Source organism: Qipengyuania sp. ASV99 (assembly GCF_047872805.1).
Classification (GTDB): Bacteria; Pseudomonadota; Alphaproteobacteria; order Sphingomonadales; family Sphingomonadaceae; genus Erythrobacter.
Window position 1 is genome coordinate 52,851 of sequence record NZ_JBLQUK010000009.1, and the last position, 12,930, is coordinate 65,780.

Here is a 12,930-nt window from a genome sequence, read left to right on the forward strand (position 1 = left end):
GCACAAGCTGCGGCCTTGACTGCAATCGGCAGTTCGTCAGACATGACCGCAAGATATTTGGAACAGGGACGTTTATGACAATTTTGCAAACCGGCTCGCGCAGCGCCGCGGTCCAATCGCGCGCGCTCTTTACCGCGATGCTGCTGTGCAGTTCTGGCATTGCCTTTGCTCAAACCGCTCCTTCCGCGCCGATCGTGCAACCAGGAGCGCCGGGGCAGGCCAGTCGGATGCTGAGCGCGGACGAAGCAACCAATCTGGCCAAGGCCAGCCACACCGCAGCCGATGTGCGTTTCATGCAAGCGATGATCGTGCATCATCAACAGGCGGTCGACATGGCCGTTTTGGTGGAGGCTCGCACCAATAACGAAGACATCGTGGCCATCGCTGGTCGGATCAAATCCAGCCAGGCCGATGAAATCGAATTCATGAACGAATGGCTCGCTGCACGGGGCGAGAGCACTGCAATGGCCTCCATGGCCGGACATTCGGGCCACGCTGGACATGCCGCAGTTGTCGATCATTCGCAAATGGCGGGGATGGCCAGTCCTGAGCAAATGGCAGCATTGGCCGCAGCCGAAGGCACCGAATTTGACCGTTTGTTCCTGACGCTGATGATCGCGCATCACGAAGGCGCGCTCGACATGACCGAGGACTTGCTGGATCAACCCGGCAGCGCGGCGGACCCGGTGCTGTTCCGCTTTGTTGGCGATATCGACAACGACCAATCCACCGAGATAGATCGGATGGACGGCGTGTTGGCGAGCCTGTCGGTCGATCCTCGCGCCAATCTTACCCCCGGTTTTGACGATGCGGGTGAGGCCATCATGCACCTGCGCCACGTTGCTTTCCTTGCAAAGCCTGCGGGCTTTTTCGATCCTGACAACCCTGCCGATCTGCGGCCCCCCGTTCCCCCGAGCGAAGACGAAGCGGTAGAGGAAGATGGCGAGGGACAGGGCGAGGTAGTGACCGAAGTCGCCGCCGCAGACGCAAGCGCTGATGAAGCAGAAGGAGCTGCAGAAACCGAAGAGCGCGGCGAAGAGGAAAGCCTCACCCAATTTGCCGAGCGTTCCCCGCTGCTCGATTTTGCCAACACCGATATGGCGTTCTTCGGTGACATCATGGTCGCGGGCAATTACCACGGTTTCAACATCTACCGCCTTGGCGACGATGGCGCGCCGACGCTGCTCAGTTCGGTCGTCTGTCCGGGCGGGCAAGGCGATGTTTCGGTCGTCGGCGACATCCTTGTCATGAGTGTCGAACAGACCCGCGGGCGGGTCGATTGCGGCTTGCAAGGGGTCGAAGGCGAGGTCAGCGAAGAACGTTTCCGGGGTCTGCGCATTTTCGACATTTCCGACCTCACCGCCGTGCGGCAGGTCGGGCAGGTGCAGACCTGCCGGGGCAGCCACACCCATTCCATCGTCAGCGCCGATGACGAGCGGATCATCGTCTACAATTCGGGAACCTCGCGCATCCGCAAACGCGAAGAGCTGGCGCGCTGCATTGATAACCCTTCGGATTCGCGCACCGCGCTGTTCAGCATCGACGTGATCGAAATTCCGCTGGCGGACCCTTCACGCTCTCGGATTATCAGCAGCCCGCGCGTCTTTGCCGATCCTGAAACCGGAGAGATCGCCGGCCTGTGGCAGGGCGGCGACAGCGGCGACGGCACTCAGAGCACCGCACGCACCGATCAATGCCATGACATCACCGTGTTCCCCGCGCTTGGTCTCGCGGCGGGGGCGTGTTCGGGCAATGGCATCCTGATGGACATTTCCGACCCGATGAACCCGGTGCGGCTTGATGCGGTGTTCGACAAGGGCTTTGCCTATTGGCATTCGGCCACGTTCAACAATGATGGCACCAAGGTGATCTTTACCGACGAATGGGGCGGCGGCGGACGCCCGCGTTGCAAGGCTTCGGACCCGATGACCTGGGGGGCCAATGCGATCTATGACATCGTCGATGGCAAGCTCGAATTCCGCAGCCATTACAAGATGCCCGGACCGCAGAGCGAATGGGAAAATTGCGTGGCGCATAACGGCTCTATCGTGCCGGTGCCGGGGCGCGATATTTTCGTGCAAAGCTGGTATCAGGGCGGGATCAGCCTGATGGATTTCACCGACAGCGCCAACCCGCGAGAAATCGCTTTTTTTGACCGCGGCCCGATTGACGACGAACAGATGGTCGTCGGCGGTTTCTGGTCGTCTTATTGGTACAAGGGCCGGATTTATGGGACCGAGATCACGCGCGGTATCGACGTGTTCGCGCTCCAGCCGAGCGAGTTTCTGACCGCAGCCGAAATCGCGGCGGCAGAGGCGGCCAGCTATGCCGACACCCGTTTCAACCCACAGACCCAGACCCAGGTGACGTGGGATGCGGACGTGATCGAGGCCGCAGAGGCCAGCCGCAAGGGCGGGTGACGCAGCTTTACGCACCTGCTGCCCGCGCGAAACCCAATGATCCTGCTTGACACATTGGCCATAGTGTCAAGCAGGGTTGCTGCCCTAAACACCTGTTTTTATACAAAACCATGCCAAAAGCGCGGTTGACACTTTTCCAACAAAAACCCGTTTGCCTCACTGCACATTCAGACGATTTCAAAGAGCATTGCGGCAATCGCACGAAACTGCCGCTGTAGGAAAGCGCCGCGAGACCCGTTGACGCGATCACTCATCAGCGGGCGGTGATCCCAGAAGCCTGTCGCGCAGCCTGGCCGCTTGCTTGACCCGGATGTGACCGGGTCCGGTTGCGGCCAGCAAGGCATCATGGACCCTGCCAATTTCAGCCAGCGCGGTATCACGCTCCCCTTTGGCGGCGAGAATTTCGAGCCAGACCAATTCGCTGACCTGCGTTTGAGGATGATCGGGATTTAAGACTCGGGACTGCTGGGAGATCGTGCCAAGTATTTCTCTTTCGGCATCATCGATGCGTCCCAGCGCTAGTAGGACCTCGCTGCGAAGGCGCAGGGCTGCGAACATATTTGGATGCTCGGCACCGAGGTGCCCCTTAAAAATGGAATAAGGACGTCAATTTCGTCCAGCGCCTGTGGGAGTGTGACTTGAGATGGCGAAGCCCAGCACGATTGGATGGTCATTACTCTGAACACGCTTTTGATAAGTTAGTGGCGTCCGCATCGTCTAAGCCGTAGGTTTTCCGTCCTCGTCACAACGAGTTGCAACCTGACTTAGGAAACCCTTCACCATTGCGATGATGTGGGCAGCCTGTGCTTCGTCATACGACGACTCTAGGTGCATGGTTTCGTTTCGGTAGGGATTCTGGAACGCTGCAAGAGCTCCATACAAGCGGTCAAAGAATTTATAATCATCCGCAACCTTATCCGCCGCAGTTGGCCATCTTGTATCCAACGCTTCCTTCACCTTTCTCTGCATGGCACTCCAGTTTCGGTCAGGCCCCTTGATCGGGTCAGGAATGCCAAGGCAGCGGGAAACAGCGCGAATGCCTACCTCAAGGCAGCGGATGGCGTGGAACGCGCTAGCGGTCCATCGCGAAAATCCGAAACACTTGGCAGCCTCCGTTGCTTCAGAAGTTACGCTTGGGAATGCATTTTCGACCGCCTTTCCAAAAAGCGAAAAGTCATCTGCAAGATACTTCGTTTGCTCCGTCCGCAAAACGAGGAATTTTTTGCTCTCGGCTTCAAACGCCAAGCTCCCGTTGTGCAAATAATCGAATGACCTCTTGAGGTCATTAAACTCTTCGCCGGATACAGAAACGCCTCCGTATGTCGGGTCTGACTTGGCCCCAGAAAGAAGGTCTACTACGCGCCGAGAATGCCGCGCAGCCACATCAAGTCCGAACGCGTCCAATTGATTTGCATACGCCCTTAGCCTGTCTAAAGCACCATCTAGATTTTCAGGGTTTTTGAAATTTATAAAGCCCCACAGTCGGTTGTGGTGCGCTGTCTGCGAGAACGATGCCAAAAGAGAATGGCCGTCAAGCAACTTGTGTAATTCGGCGGAATTGAACATATCCCAAAGGCTCACAATCCGATTAGGTGTTAGAAGAATCTAACACCTCCCGTGAAGTTTTGGTATGCCCCGTATAATAACGGCAACGAAAAACCCCGGCGGACGAATGTCCACCGGGGTCTTTCTGTTGACGTTGGTTGGGTAGCGAGCCGGCTTAGAAGCCGCCCATTCCGCCCATTCCGCCCATGCCGCTCATATCGGGCATGCCGCCGCCAGCGGCCTTGTCTTCGGGCGCGTCGGTGATGGCGGCTTCGGTGGTGATCAGCAGGCCGGCGACCGATGCAGCATCCTGCAGCGCGGTGCGCACGACCTTGGTCGGGTCGATCACACCGGCAGCCACGAGGTTTTCATAGGTGTCGGTGGCCGCGTTGAAGCCCTGCGTTTCATCGCCTTCACGCAGCAGATTGCCCGAAACCACCGCGCCATCATGGCCAGCGTTTTCGGCGATCTGACGGATCGGTGCGAGGATTGCCCGGCGCACGATGTCGATCCCGCGGGTCTGGTCGTCGTTTTCGCCCTTCACCCCTTCGAGAACCTTCGAGGCGTAAAGCAGCGCGGTGCCGCCGCCGGGGACGATGCCTTCTTCAACCGCAGCGCGGGTTGCGTGGAGAGCGTCATCGACGCGGTCCTTGCGTTCCTTCACTTCGACTTCGGAAGCGCCGCCGACCTTGATCACCGCAACCCCGCCAGCCAACTTGGCCAAACGTTCCTGCAGCTTTTCACGGTCGTAATCGCTGGTGGTGGCTTCCATCTGAGCCTTGATCTCGCCGACGCGGGCCTTGATTTCATCGGCCGAGCCAGCGCCATCGACGATGGTGGTGTTGTCCTTGTCGATGGTGACGCGCTTGGCTTCGCCGAGCATGCCGAGCGTGACGTTTTCAAGCTTGATGCCCAGATCTTCGCTGACCATTTCACCCTTGGTGAGGATCGCGATGTCCTGCAGCATGGCCTTGCGGCGGTCGCCGAAGCCCGGGGCCTTGACCGCAGCCACTTTCAGGCCGCCGCGCAGCTTGTTGACCACCAGGGTCGCCAGCGCTTCGCCTTCGATGTCTTCGGCGATGATCAGCAGCGGACGCCCGCTCTGAACAGCCGCTTCGAGCACCGGCAGCATGGCTTGCAGGTTCGACAGCTTCTTTTCATGGATCAGGATATACGGATTTTCGAGTTCGACCGTCATCTTGTCCGGGTTGGTGATGAAATAGGGCGACAGGTAACCACGGTCGAACTGCATGCCTTCGACGACATCGAGTTCAAATTCGAGGCCTTTGGCTTCCTCGACGGTGATGACGCCTTCCTTGCCGACCTTTTCCATGGCTTCGGCGATTTTCTCGCCGACTTCCTTGTCGCCATTGGCAGAGATGACGCCGACCTGTGCGACTTCAGCCGAACCGGCGACTTCTTTCGAACGGGCAACGAGGTCTGCGACGACCTTGGTCACGGCCAGATCGATCCCGCGCTTCAAATCCATCGGGTTCATGCCCGCTGCGACCGACTTCATGCCTTCGCGCACGATTGCCTGACCCAGAACGGTGGCGGTGGTGGTTCCGTCCCCAGCGATGTCGTTGGTCTTGGACGCCACTTCCTTGAGCATTTGCGCGCCCATGTTTTCGAACTTGTCCTTAAGCTCGATTTCCTTGGCGACGGTGACGCCGTCCTTGGTGATGCGGGGTGCGCCAAAGCTTTTGTCGATCACAACATTGCGGCCTTTCGGGCCGAGTGTCACTTTGACAGCATTGGCGAGGATATCGACGCCGCGAAGAATGCCTTCGCGGGCTTCACGGCCGAACTTTACGTCCTTGGCAGCCATTGGTGTTTCTCCTGGAAAAATTGAGTGTTGAAAAAAGCGTGTGGTTCAATCGGCTCAGCCAATGATCCCCATGATGTCGCTTTCCTTCATGATCAGCAGGTCTTCGCCGTCGATCTTGACTTCGGTGCCCGACCATTTGCCGAACAGGACCCGGTCGCCGGCTTTCACATCCATCGGGATGCGGTCGCCATCGTCGTCACGGGCGCCGTCGCCAATCGCGACGACTTCGCCTTCGCTGGGCTTTTCCTGTGCAGAGTCGGGGATGATGATGCCGCCAGCGGTTTTCTGGTCGGCTTCGATGCGGCGGACCACAACGCGGTCGTGCAGCGGACGAAATGCCATAGGTGATGACCTTTCAAATGGGTTGAGATGTGAATTGGCACTCTCCCTCCGAGAGTGCCAGCATAGCGCATTTGGGGCTTGCCGGGCGTGTTTCAACCAAGCGGAATGAAATTTTTTCGTCAGACCGAACGCCGGACCAGCCGCAATTTCTCGCGCAGCATCCACCGCCAGGTCAGCAGCAGTGCGGCAAAAGCGAGGCCCGCTGCCAGTCCGATCCAGACCCCGGTGCCTTGCAAGGGGGTGAAAAAGCCTAGTCCGATGGCGAGGCCAAAGCCTGGTACCCAATAGCTGAAAATCGCGATCCACATCGGCACCCGCGTATCCTGAAGCCCGCGCAGGGCGCCCGCCGCAACCGCCTGAACCCCGTCAACCAGTTGGAATGCGGCTGCCAGCACGAGATATTGCAGCGCAAACCCCACCAGCGCGGCGTTCTTTGCCGCATAAGGATCGACATAGATCGACAGCAGCGCATAGGGCGCGAGCACCATGGTGCTGGCGGTGAGTGCCATGAAGCCGGTGCCAATCGCCAGCGCGACCCAACCGGCGCGCTTTATGCCGACCGGATCGCGCGCGCCGTAGAAATACCCCACCCGGATCGTCACCGCTTGCCCGACCCCGAACGGCACCTGAAACGCGAGCGCGGCCAGTTGCAGCGCGACAGTGTGACCGGCAAGCTCGGCCGCGCCAAACCGCCCCATCAGGAACGCCGCCGCGCCAAAGATTCCGGCCTCCGCCGTGACAGTCAGCGCTATCGGGGTGCCGATGCGGATGATCAGCCAGAACCGCTGCCAATCGGGCCGCCAGAATCGGTAGAATATCCGGTAACGCGCCAGCGCCGGGTCGGCGAGGATCACCGCGACATAGACCGCCACGGTGAAAAAGCCGGTGATAATCGTTGCCACCGCCGCGCCGCTCAGCCCAAGCTCGGGGGCGCCGAAATTGCCAAAGATAAAGGCGTAATTTGCCCCGGCATTCACAAAGATGCCGAGGCCGGTGATCGCCGTGGCGAAAAGCGGGCGGCCCAAGGCCGAGACATAATTGCGCAGCACACCCGCCAGCAACATCGGGATCAGCGAATAGATGATGACCAGATTGTATTCGCTCGCCAGCGCGATGATCGCGGGCTGCTGACCTGTGGCGCGCATGATCGGTTCGAGCAGCAGGCACAGCCCCATCCCGATCACCCCGGTGATCACCGCCAGCCACAATGCCATGCGCGTTGCGCGCCGGACCGGGCGAAACGAAGGCGAACGCGATCCGATGGCTTCGGCGATCAACGGAGCGACCGCGCCGGTCAGCGCCGTCATCGCCCACAGCACCAGTCCGAACAGCGCCACCGCCAGCGCCGATGCGGCCAGCGGCTCATCACCCAGCCGGGCAATAAAAATGACGTCCACCGCATAGGTCAACATCTGCAGCAAATTGGCCGCCGCCAATGGCGCAGCGAGCAGCGCCGTGGCGCGCAGTTCCTGCCCCCAACTGGGCGTTTGAAGAGGTATTGTATCGCGCATCATAAGTTTCCGCTCGCACGCCGAAACCTGAACTGGCGAGCCGGACCGGATAGGGAAGCGCGCGATTCAAGGAAAGCGGTTTCTTGGCAAGGGCGGAGCAAAAGGGAGAATCTGCTTTATGCAGAGGGTTAAAACCTGCATAAACTCCCTTAAGGGTAAATACGGGGGGATTCGGTGCAATTGCGTCCGGAACACAGTTCATCAGACAGGGCCGCTGAAACGGATTCGCTCCGCGCCTTGCGGCTGTTGCCGGGACCACTGCCGGTTGCCGAGCAGGCGGCATTGGCCTCGACACTCCTCTCAGCCTCTGCCCGTGCAAGCAGAGCAAACAGGGCGCGCGTGCTTGCCGGAGCGGCGGCATTGGTGTTCGCGGTAACGATCCCCGATCTTTCCGCCGGAGCGATGGATTCGCCCTATTTGCGCATTGATGTGCGCGAACCGGCCCCAATCCTTCAGCAAAGCATCTGGAGCCCGGCGGCAAAGCCAACTGGCCCGGTCTATGTGTCGACCATGGCCGCAGAACAGATCGCGCCAAGCTCGCTGACATATGGCAGCCGGACCCGTTTTGCTGGGATGGAGCGCACCGCACCGCTCGGTTTCCTCGAAACCGGATCGGAACGCTTTGACCTCGCCTTTGCCGGTGTAGCAATGCCAACGCCGCCCGCCTTTACTATCTCTCGCGGACTGCCCGAACAACCCGCGGCGGCAATTCAGGCCTTCACGCCCGCGCTGCGGGCGCGGCAGGTCGATATTCAGCAAATCACCAGCCTCAGCGGGATTGCGCGAGTCCCTGGACCGGCTCAGTCCCGTGCGCGGGCAGCATCGGCGGAGGTGCGCGTGCAGCGGGCGCGGCCTGCGCTTGAAGCCGGCTCATCATCGCTGCGCAGTCTGATCGCAGCCAATGAATCGGTGGCGGCCGCCTTTGCCGGAACGCTGGATGTATCGGGCGATCTGCGCGGTGCGATCCCGCTGGTGCTGGTGCCGGTCCCGACCGCGCCCATTCGTCAGCAGCAGCGCGCGAATGAACCCGCGAGATCACCTCGCCCCTCACCCGTGCCAGCGCCCGAGAGTGAACGCGCGGCGATTGCCGTGCCAACGTCGGCGCGCCGCGCATCCGTCAGCGCCAGCAGCGAAGCGCAGGCGGTGCTGAACGCGAAAACCCACCTTGATGCCCGCGTAAACGGCGTGCTGGCTGGCCGCGTCGATTTCCGGCAGCTTGACGGGACGATCGCCGTTCGGCTCGGATCGCTGGTCGATCTGTTGCAAGAACGGTTTAGCGCATCAGAGCTGGATCGGCTTGCCTCGGCAGGCGGTCTCGGTTCCTATATCACCCTGGCTCAGCTTCAGGCGGCGGGCATCCCGATCAGCTATGATCCCGTCTATGACGAGGTTGCGCTGGGGATTGATTATGACGACGCTCCGCAGGCCGGAAAGGTGCAGGTCGAACAGATCGGAGCGCCGACGATGGGTTCGGACCGCACCCTGATCGACCAGATCCCGCGCTGAGTTCTGGTCGCTAGAATCCGAAGCTGCCTCTGAGGCCGTCGATCACATATTGCGTCGCCAGCGCGGCCAGCAGCACGCCCAGCAGGCGGGTGATGACCGCCTCCACCTTGTCACCGAGCAGCCGGATCAGCGGCCCGGCGGCCACCAACGCAGCGGCGGTGATGATCAGCACCGCGCCCAGCGCAGCGAACACTTCGGCAGCCTGCGCCGCCGTATCCGCCTCGTTCATCAACAGCATGATCGCGGCAATCGCACCCGGCCCGGCGAGCATCGGCATCGCCATTGGGAAGACCGAGACATCCTCAACCTCGGGATCGGCATTGATCTTGTCGGCGCGTTCGGTGCGGCGCTGGGTGCGTTTTTCAAACACCATCTCGAACGCGATCCAGAACAGCATAAAGCCTCCGGCAATGCGGAAACTGTCGAGCTGAATATGCAGCGCGCCGAGCAGCTTTTCGCCAAAGAACGCAAAGATCAGCAGGATGACCGCCGCAATCGCGGTTGCGCGCAGCGCCATGTTCCGCGCCTGAGCCGGGCTCGCATCCTTGGTCAGACCCGCATAGATGGGCGCGCAGCCGGGCGGATCAATCACCACGAACAGGGTGATAAAGGCTGAAATGAAGAGTTCGGGCAGCATCGCCGCCCCTCATCACCCTTCGGGCGGGGATGCAAGACTTTCTTCGATACCGTTTACCCACGCACCTTCGTAAAAGTAATCGGCGCTGATGGTCCGCGTGCCGTCGGGGCGGTGCTGCCACTGCCAACGCATGGTCCCGTCGCGCGATAGCTGCGCGGCGGATGCGCCGTCATCTCCGATGCCGATGGCGGGCGGCGGCGGCACGGTTTCATCGCCGCGCGGGCAGGTGGCAACCAGCCCTTCGATCGAATCGATCGCAGTCACAACAATATTGCCGTCCTGCCCCTGTTGCTCGACGCGAATCGGCTGCGGATTGTCCAGACCGGCGGCGTGATAGGTCCATTTGTAGCCGCCATTGCCTTGCCGCGCCCAGGTTGTGACGTAATTGCCGACCTGTCCGTCCTGATCGGCAAACCGCCCCATGCTGAGCGCCAGCTCGCCGTCGCAGCTCATCACAATTGCTCGCGGATTCCAGGTGGCGGCAATCGGCGCGGTGCGCGCGGAGGGATCGAACAGAGCCGCGCCGCTGCGGCCATGCACCAATGCTCCCGGCGCGGCGGTGTCGGCGCTGGCGGCGGGCAGGCCGCGTTCTTTTGCGTCGCGGGCATAGGCCACTTCGATGGCGACGATGGTGCTGGGCTGCGCGGCACCCGGCGCAGAGGCGAGCACGCGGTTGATAAGCTGTGTCGATGGCCCGCGCTGACCCTGACCGGCGCAGGCCGATAGCGTGACAGCCAGTGCCAGACTAGCAAGAACGGTCCGCGCTTTGCTCACAATCCCTCCGGCACGGCAAGGCCCGCGTTGCGGAACGCCGCGACCAGAGTGTTGCGCAGCAGCACCGCAATCGTCATCGGGCCGACCCCGCCGGGCACCGGAGTGATCGCGCCCGCGACCTCGCTCGCCTCGTCAAAGGCAACATCGCCAACGAGCCTGCCCTTTTCGCTGCCCGCCTCCGGGGCGAGGCGGTTGATGCCGACATCAATCACAGTGGCGCCCTCCTTCAACCAGTCCTTGCGGATCATCTCAGGCCTGCCGACTGCGGCAACCACGATGTCCGCACGCTTAACGACGCTGGCGAGGTCTTTGGTGCGGCTGTGCGCGATGGTGACGGTAGCGTTGGCGTCGAGCAGCAATTGCGCCATCGGCTTGCCGACGATGTTCGACCGCCCGATCACCACCGCATCAAGCCCCGACAAATCGCCCAGCCGGTCGGTGAGCAGCATCATACAGCCCAGCGGAGTGCAGGGCACGAAACCCGATTGTCCCACCGAAAGCCGCCCGGCGTTGATGACGTGAAAGCCGTCGACATCCTTGTCCGGGCTGATCGCGGCGATGATGCTGTGTTCGTCAAGGTGAGCGGGCAGCGGCAATTGCACCAGAATACCGTCGACCGCATCGTTGCGGTTGAGCTGATCGACCAGTGCCAGCAGTTGCTCCGCGCTGGCATCATCGGGCAGGCGGTGTTCATAGCTGTTCATGTGGGCGGCGAGGGTCGCCTTGCCCTTGGACCCGACATAGACCTGGCTCGCCGGATCATCGCCCACCAGCACCACGGCCAGCCCCGGCTTGCGCCCGGCGGCGGCGGCAAATTCCAATGCTCGTTCGCCCACCCGTTCGCGCAGGCGCGCGGCAAAGGCCTTGCCGTCGATCAGCGCGGCGGTCATGCGACGCTGCTGATGACGCCGCGCAGAACAATGAGCACGATCTGCGCCACTACGATCACCACCAGCGGCGACAGATCAAGCGCGCCCGTCTGCGGCATCACGTTCCTGATGGGCCGCAGCACCGGTTCAAGCAGGCGATTGATCGATTCGTAAATCTGCCGCAGAAATTCGTTGGACGGGCTGATGACGTTGAAGGCGAACAACAGCCCGATCACAAATTGGACGATGATGAGCATCACGAAAACCTGCACCAGCAGTTCGATGATCTCGTAAAGTACGAATAGTCCTTGCATGAGTTTGTTCGGTACCCTTGTTCGGCGCGGGATATTCCAGCGCGCTTGGTTTGTCCCTTGAACGGCGTATTATCTGACTAATACGCCTATTTCCAGTGTTCGGTTCCAGATAGGCGCGCGATCATGCGCTCACCAGCGTTCCCGCACCGCGCGCGGTGAAAAATTCGAGCAGCATCGCATGCGGCACCCGCCCGTCGAGCACCACCGCCGCCTCGCAGCCCGATTCGACTGCCGAGACGCAGGTTTCCAACTTGGGCACCATCCCGCCTTTAATCACGCCGGCCTCGCGCAGGCGGGCGATGTCGACGGGCTTCAGATCGGTCAGCAATTCTCCGTCAGCATCCAGCACGCCTGCCACATCGGTCAACAGGAACAACCGCGCCGCGCCCAACGCCGCGGCAATTGCGCCCGCCATCGTATCGGCATTGATATTGTAAGTCTCGCCGTCCTCTCCCGGCGCGATCGGCGCGATCACCGGGATCATCCCGGCGGCAACCGCAGTGTCGATAACGCTGGTGTCGACATGCGCAGGCTCCCCGACAAAGCCCAGATCGACCACGCTTTCGATCAGGCTTTCGGGATCGCGCGTGGTGCGGGTCACTTTGCGCGCGATGACCAACCCGCCATCCTTGCCCGACACGCCGATCGCCTTGCCCCCGGCACTGGCCAACCAGCCGACCAGTTCCTTGTTGATGGCACCCGACAACACCATTTCGGCGATCTTGGCGGTCGCCTCATCAGTGACGCGCAGCCCGTCGACAAAGGTGCTTTCCACCCCCAGCCGCGCCAGCATCTCGCCAATTTGCGGCCCCCCGCCATGCACCACGACCGGATTGATCCCGACCGCCTTGAGCAGCACGATATCCTCGGCAAAATCGCGCGCGGCCTGTTTGTTGCCCATCGCATGGCCGCCATATTTCACCACAAAAGTGCGCCCGGCGTAACGTTGGAAGTAGGGTAGCGCCTCGATCAGCACTTCGGCTTTCGTCAAGTCGAGCGTCTGCCGGGGTGCCGCAGTCTTATTTGTCATCGCATTATCTGGCATCGCATTATCTGGCATTGCGCCATCGCCTTTCGCTGCGCCGCTTGGATTAAACGCGCCGCTTAGCCGCTTCGCTCGCCATAGGAAAGGATTGGCTACAGCGTCGGCGCAGTGTTTGTGACCCATTGCTGAAATTTGGACT

The 12,930-nt window shown here is 61.1% G+C and carries 12 protein-coding genes; 2 read left to right on the forward strand and 10 right to left on the reverse strand.

Annotated elements, in window-relative coordinates; all coding sequences use genetic code 11:
- The first annotated feature begins 74 nt into the window (after positions 1-74).
- On the forward strand, positions 75-2,420 hold the full coding sequence (locus ACM64M_RS11085; protein ID WP_416228752.1) for a DUF305 domain-containing protein: 2,346 nt from the start codon (positions 75-77) through the stop codon (positions 2,418-2,420).
- Positions 2,421-2,666: 246 nt separating this feature from the next.
- On the opposite strand, the gene ACM64M_RS11090 is transcribed toward ACM64M_RS11085, so the two are convergent.
- From ACM64M_RS11090 to ACM64M_RS11110, 5 genes are all read right to left on the reverse strand, one after another.
- Positions 2,667-2,978, reverse strand: a complete 312-nt coding sequence (locus ACM64M_RS11090; RefSeq protein ID WP_416228753.1) for a hypothetical protein — start codon at positions 2,976-2,978, stop codon at positions 2,667-2,669.
- Positions 2,979-3,137: 159 nt separating this feature from the next.
- Positions 3,138-3,986 (reverse strand): hypothetical protein, encoded by an 849-nt coding sequence (locus ACM64M_RS11095; RefSeq protein WP_416228754.1) that lies wholly within the window; start codon positions 3,984-3,986, stop codon positions 3,138-3,140.
- Positions 3,987-4,140: 154 nt separating this feature from the next.
- A complete protein-coding gene (gene groL, locus ACM64M_RS11100) occupies positions 4,141-5,793 on the reverse strand; it encodes a chaperonin GroEL (RefSeq protein ID WP_416228755.1) in 1,653 nt (550 codons plus the stop codon).
- 54 nt (positions 5,794-5,847) lie between these two features.
- Positions 5,848-6,135: a co-chaperone GroES gene (gene groES / locus ACM64M_RS11105; RefSeq protein WP_416228756.1), complete on the reverse strand. Its 288-nt coding sequence runs from the start codon at positions 6,133-6,135 to the stop codon at positions 5,848-5,850.
- A 119-nt stretch (positions 6,136-6,254) separates the two neighbouring features.
- Positions 6,255-7,646, reverse strand: coding sequence for an MATE family efflux transporter (locus ACM64M_RS11110; protein WP_416228820.1), 1,392 nt, complete (start codon positions 7,644-7,646; stop codon positions 6,255-6,257).
- A 282-nt stretch (positions 7,647-7,928) separates the two neighbouring features.
- On the opposite strand from ACM64M_RS11110, the gene ACM64M_RS11115 reads away from it, so the two are divergent.
- The gene (locus ACM64M_RS11115) at positions 7,929-9,152 is read left to right on the forward strand and encodes a hypothetical protein (RefSeq protein WP_416228757.1); all 1,224 of its coding nucleotides are present in this window, start codon (positions 7,929-7,931) and stop codon (positions 9,150-9,152) included.
- Between the two features lie 10 nt (positions 9,153-9,162).
- Here ACM64M_RS11115 and ACM64M_RS11120 read toward each other — a convergent pair whose 3' ends face one another.
- The 5 genes from ACM64M_RS11120 to argB all read right to left on the reverse strand — a co-directional run bounded on the left by ACM64M_RS11120 (position 9,163) and on the right by argB (position 12,776).
- Positions 9,163-9,786 (reverse strand): MarC family protein, encoded by a 624-nt coding sequence (locus ACM64M_RS11120; RefSeq protein WP_416228821.1) that lies wholly within the window; start codon positions 9,784-9,786, stop codon positions 9,163-9,165.
- A 15-nt stretch (positions 9,787-9,801) separates the two neighbouring features.
- Positions 9,802-10,563, reverse strand: coding sequence for a hypothetical protein (locus ACM64M_RS11125; RefSeq protein WP_416228758.1), 762 nt, complete (start codon positions 10,561-10,563; stop codon positions 9,802-9,804).
- Positions 10,560-11,453, reverse strand: coding sequence for a bifunctional methylenetetrahydrofolate dehydrogenase/methenyltetrahydrofolate cyclohydrolase FolD (gene folD, locus ACM64M_RS11130; RefSeq protein ID WP_416228759.1), 894 nt, complete (start codon positions 11,451-11,453; stop codon positions 10,560-10,562). The genes ACM64M_RS11125 and folD overlap by 4 nt, the downstream gene beginning before the upstream one ends.
- Entirely contained in the window at positions 11,450-11,746 is a 297-nt protein-coding gene (locus ACM64M_RS11135) for a YggT family protein (protein ID WP_416228760.1), read from the reverse strand. The genes folD and ACM64M_RS11135 overlap by 4 nt, the downstream gene beginning before the upstream one ends.
- A gap of 121 nt (positions 11,747-11,867) precedes the next feature.
- Positions 11,868-12,776 (reverse strand): acetylglutamate kinase, encoded by a 909-nt coding sequence (argB, locus tag ACM64M_RS11140; RefSeq protein WP_416228761.1) that lies wholly within the window; start codon positions 12,774-12,776, stop codon positions 11,868-11,870.
- Positions 12,777-12,930 lie beyond the last annotated feature (154 nt).

What these genes read in the sequence shown, in the direction of transcription:
- ACM64M_RS11085 (WP_416228752.1), top strand. Translation starts at nt 75, where the DNA reads ATGACAATTTTGCAAACCGGCTCGCGCAGCGCCGCGGTCCAATCGCGC.
- ACM64M_RS11090 (WP_416228753.1), bottom strand. Translation starts at nt 2,978, where the DNA reads ATGTTCGCAGCCCTGCGCCTTCGCAGCGAGGTCCTACTAGCGCTGGGA.
- ACM64M_RS11095 (WP_416228754.1), bottom strand. Translation starts at nt 3,986, where the DNA reads ATGTTCAATTCCGCCGAATTACACAAGTTGCTTGACGGCCATTCTCTT.
- groL (WP_416228755.1), bottom strand. Translation starts at nt 5,793, where the DNA reads ATGGCTGCCAAGGACGTAAAGTTCGGCCGTGAAGCCCGCGAAGGCATT.
- groES (WP_416228756.1), bottom strand. Translation starts at nt 6,135, where the DNA reads ATGGCATTTCGTCCGCTGCACGACCGCGTTGTGGTCCGCCGCATCGAA.
- ACM64M_RS11110 (WP_416228820.1), bottom strand. Translation starts at nt 7,646, where the DNA reads ATGCGCGATACAATACCTCTTCAAACGCCCAGTTGGGGGCAGGAACTG.
- folD (WP_416228759.1), bottom strand. Translation starts at nt 11,453, where the DNA reads ATGACCGCCGCGCTGATCGACGGCAAGGCCTTTGCCGCGCGCCTGCGC.
- ACM64M_RS11135 (WP_416228760.1), bottom strand. Translation starts at nt 11,746, where the DNA reads ATGCAAGGACTATTCGTACTTTACGAGATCATCGAACTGCTGGTGCAG.
- argB (WP_416228761.1), bottom strand. Translation starts at nt 12,776, where the DNA reads ATGACAAATAAGACTGCGGCACCCCGGCAGACGCTCGACTTGACGAAA.